Source organism: Paenibacillus dendritiformis (assembly GCF_015845845.1).
Taxonomy (GTDB): Bacteria; Bacillota; Bacilli; order Paenibacillales; family Paenibacillaceae; genus Paenibacillus_B; species Paenibacillus_B dendritiformis_C.
In genome coordinates this window covers 1-3,800 of record NZ_LDIG01000185.1, presented here as the reverse complement: position 1 = coordinate 3,800, position 3,800 = coordinate 1, and the positions used below count along the sequence as shown (strand labels likewise).

The 3,800-nt window shown below is 51.3% G+C and carries 6 protein-coding genes; 1 reads left to right on the top strand and 5 read right to left on the bottom strand.

The window, feature by feature from the left end; all coding sequences use genetic code 11:
* The 3 genes from tnpA to ABD76_RS19075 all read right to left on the bottom strand — a co-directional run.
* Positions 1–283: IS200/IS605 family transposase (gene tnpA / locus ABD76_RS19085; RefSeq protein WP_197256799.1), on the bottom strand; the 283-nt coding region annotated here is incomplete at its 3' end.
* A gap of 227 nt (positions 284–510) precedes the next feature.
* Positions 511–627: a sporulation protein YjcZ gene (locus tag ABD76_RS19080; RefSeq protein ID WP_197258752.1), complete on the bottom strand. Its 117-nt coding sequence runs from the start codon at positions 625–627 to the stop codon at positions 511–513.
* A 131-nt stretch (positions 628–758) separates the two neighbouring features.
* Positions 759–1,007 carry a hydrogenase maturation factor gene (locus tag ABD76_RS19075; RefSeq protein WP_197258751.1) on the bottom strand — a complete coding sequence of 83 codons (249 nt, stop codon included), beginning with the start codon at positions 1,005–1,007 and terminating at the stop codon, positions 759–761.
* A 207-nt stretch (positions 1,008–1,214) separates the two neighbouring features.
* Between ABD76_RS19075 and ABD76_RS19070 the strand changes: the two genes are divergently transcribed.
* Entirely contained in the window at positions 1,215–1,427 is a 213-nt protein-coding gene (locus tag ABD76_RS19070) for a DUF2905 domain-containing protein (protein ID WP_197258750.1), read from the top strand.
* A gap of 15 nt (positions 1,428–1,442) precedes the next feature.
* Here ABD76_RS19070 and ABD76_RS19065 read toward each other — a convergent pair whose 3' ends face one another.
* The gene (locus ABD76_RS19065) at positions 1,443–2,252 is read right to left on the bottom strand and encodes a GAF domain-containing protein (RefSeq protein ID WP_197258749.1); all 810 of its coding nucleotides are present in this window, start codon (positions 2,250–2,252) and stop codon (positions 1,443–1,445) included.
* Positions 2,253–2,401: 149 nt separating this feature from the next.
* The gene (locus ABD76_RS19060) at positions 2,402–3,049 is read right to left on the bottom strand and encodes a YitT family protein (protein WP_242069647.1); all 648 of its coding nucleotides are present in this window, start codon (positions 3,047–3,049) and stop codon (positions 2,402–2,404) included.
* Positions 3,050–3,800: the final 751 nt, after the last annotated feature.

Sequence of the window (3,800 nt, the reverse complement as noted above, 5' to 3'; positions counted from 1 at the left end):
CATGCTTCTCGAATATCATCAGTGAGCTTTTTCCCTTCAGATATCCCATGAATGATGATACTGAGATTTTTGGAGGAATCGCTACTAGCATATGTACATGATCTGGCATCATGTGACCTTCTAAGATCTCCACTCCCTTGTATTTACATAAACGCTTGAAGATTTCAATCAAGTCTTTTCTCACTTGATTATAAATCTCTTTCCGTCTATACTTCGGGGTGAACACAATGTGGTATTTGCACATCCACTTCGTGTGAGCTAGACTATAGTTCTTGTTTGCCATCTAAGACCATTCCTTTCATTGAGCCTGAACATCTCAATTTTATCGGGATGGTCTTGTTGGTCAAACCCTCGATCCCTCCACCCGCATAGCGGGTGGTTTTTTGTTTCGTGCGTTTCACGCACTCAACGGACTAAAGCCCATAAAAAAAGCGCGCCTGTTCCGGCGCGCCCGGATGCATTCACTCCTCACCATCAAGCCTTGGCCAGACTGCCGGAGCTTACCCGTGATTAGTATATAAACCCGCGAGATACGATAACCAGCAAAATAAAGAGAACCAGGATGACGCCTGTCGAAGTCCAGAGACCGCCAACGCCATGACCGCGATCTTCAACTACACCGCTCATTTGTTATCCTCCTTTTCATCGAAGATACAATGTATTGTATTATCGGCCTTCCCAATCGGACTCCGTTAAATGCCTAACTATGGCATACAAAAAAGCCGCCGTTGCCCGGCGGCTCTCTATTGACAGCACAGTTACAACAGATAGGGTTCTGTCAGACCGTACTCTTCTTCCATATGTTGAATCCATTCCTCCAGCTCGCTTAATTGCTCATAGACGCGTACGGTAATGGATGAACCGTTCGCCGTATCGCGATAGAGGACGACAGGGCTGCCCTGGGTAATTCGCGCTCGAGCCCGGCTGTAAATGGCGTCGATATGCTCCCAATCGCCCTGCTGATAAGCGCCACCAATTTGGTTGAGATTGATCGTGAATTGCTCCATGCTCTATCCCCTCCTTGTGATGGGTATGCCTTTCCTTCTTAGTATACCCAAGGTTGCCCGATTTGTAACCGTCTGGATCCCGATTTTATGAGATTTTTATAAATTCGCCCTTCGCTCGCATGCGCATTCGATGCGGATGCGGGTATACTATAGAATAGAACAGGCTGGCCCCCGCTTGCCGGGCGGCCCAAGAAAGGAGTGCGCGCTATGCCTTCCATGCCGAAGCTGCTGATTGGGGCAGGGATTGTCCTTATCGTCGTCGGATTATTATGGGCCGTATTGGGCCGCTGGATTCCGTTCGGCCGCCTGCCGGGCGACATCGTGATCAAAAACGGCGGCTCTACTTTTTATTTTCCGATCGTCACCTGCATCATTATCAGTATCGTCGGATCGCTGCTGCTGGCGCTTTTTCGCAAATAAAAACCGCAACGCCCCTTACATGACTCCGTAGGTCCCGAAGCTGGCGCTCCCGCGATCCGTCTGCGACCATCTCCGATAGGCGGCGATATATTCCGCTATGATTCCGGTCGAGAGCGACGCATAGATTTCTCCGATGGCCCGGCCGGAGTCATGGAACGGCTCCAGCCCGTCGATAGTGAGCACCCCGTAACTGCCGAGCGGCAAGCACATCAACGCCTGGTACGGACTCTTGGAATCCGTATTCCGCTCCCAATCCTCATCCTTCGTCACATCCGCGATCTGCACGATCGCCTGCTTCCGGTAGGATCGTCCGGCGACAGAGCGATCGACATGGAGCTGGCGTTCGCCGACATAATGCTTCGGGAAGCCCGCCGAGGCGAAGCGCAGCGTCAGCATCTGATCCGCATGGAGCCAGATGCCGCAGCGATGATGTCCCCCCGCCTTCAGCTTCATGTCGACGGCCAATATATCCAGCATTCGCTGGAGCAGGAAGGACGCTTCCGTCAGGACGGCATACGGATCCGCGATCGCCCGGATATCGTTCAGCGCATCCATGAACGGCTTCACGTCGCGAAGCGCCGACAGCGTCTGCTGGGCGGTATGCTCATGCATCATTTGGGTGCTCCGCAATTCATCCATCCGGAGCTGAATATCTTGCATCCGATCGTCTCTGCGCATGACGTCGGCGATCATATCGCTAAGCTTTTTATTGATGTAGAGCGTCTTTACGAAATAAAAAATCATGCCCGCGGCAATGACGACCGCGAAAACTTGATACGCCCACGGAGGCAGCTTGTCGAGCATTGACTTCATTAACCCTTCCATGCGTCGTCCTCCTTCCATTATGCCCTTGACACAAGCCTATGACAAAAATTGGACGAACATGCATTCCTCCCCCGATTTCACGCAAAAAAGACCCGTCCGGTCCCTCCCCCGCGGGAAGAGATCGGACGGGCCTTCGCTCATGTTGTATATTAACCATGCTGATGGTGAACAGCCGTCTGCGAACGCACCGGTACGGCACGCCGCGGCACGCCTGCCTGTACGGTCCAAGTAATGACCTTGCCCGCAATGCTTACCGCGAGAATCGTATATAGCGTATCCCACAGCGGCAAATAGAACAAGGAGACCAGCAGCACCGCAATGTCGATCAACATAAACACCGTGCCGACGCTTATCTTCGTCAAGCGGCTGATGAGTAAGGCTACGATATCGTCCCCGCCCGTCGCGCCTCCATGACGGAGCACGATTCCCGCGGCGAAGCCGGTCAGCACTCCGGATACGACCGCCGCCAGCACCATATTGCTGCCGAAATTCATCACCCACGGCGAGTAGCGCTCGCAGAGCTCGTACGTCAGGGAGAACACTCCCGTCGCCAGCGCGGTATTCATAATGAACCTTCGCCCCTGGAAGAACCAAGCGGCGATGAATACCGGGATATCGAGCATCAGGACGGTCAGCGCGGGTGACCAGTCGAATGTATATTTTCCGATCAGCGCGAGTCCGACAAATCCGCCTTCAGCCAGGTGATTCTGAAAATTAATGTGATAATAGCTGAAAGCCAACAGCATTGAGCCTAACAACATCCATACAATATGACGTAATTGTTCGTTTTTCCTCATCTTGGTTCCCTCTCGTCGTTCGTGAATTCGTCCTTCGACAGACGGCGGGAAGCCAGATAGAGGAGCAGGTCCTTCGCATCATTTCACGCTTCCTTCGCAGTCAGTCTACATCGGAGTGACGGTGCTCTGCGAGAGGAAGCTAGATGTAAGAAAGATCATAACGTTTCCAGACTGTCCTTTGGGGAAGCATCCTTTGGGGACACATTGGTATCCTGATCCTTTCTTTTTTTGATTTGGCATTTTGAACCAATATCGGGTTGCAACATGTTGCTGTACCTGTATTATATCATAATGTATATTCCAGCCCTACCGTACCTATGCTCCGAATATCGCCTCCGTTCTGTTTTAATCGCACTCTCTCCGTATCTGGCTTGCTCCGCTCCATGTTTGAGCGGCTCCCTCCCGGTTTCTCTCGAAAATGCTCCGTCGTTCCACTAGCGTTGCATCGAGCGGTTAGTTCATAATCTAATTTCAATTAACATCAATATATGATATATATTTACATCTGCAATGTCCGCGCTAAGTCTAAAAAAGTCGAGCTGGAAATAGACCCTGCGCGTTATCCATTATATGTAAAAGTATTTTTCGTTTGTCATTACCTCACAATCAGTTTCGGCTTCATCGACTTCGTTGCCTTTTTCGGACGTCTCCCATTTCGCTTTGGTCGTCCCCTAGATGTTCGGGTCGGCTTGCGGTTGAGTGCAGCGATCAAATTTTCCCATGGTTTTTCCGCATAGATGCGAATCAACTG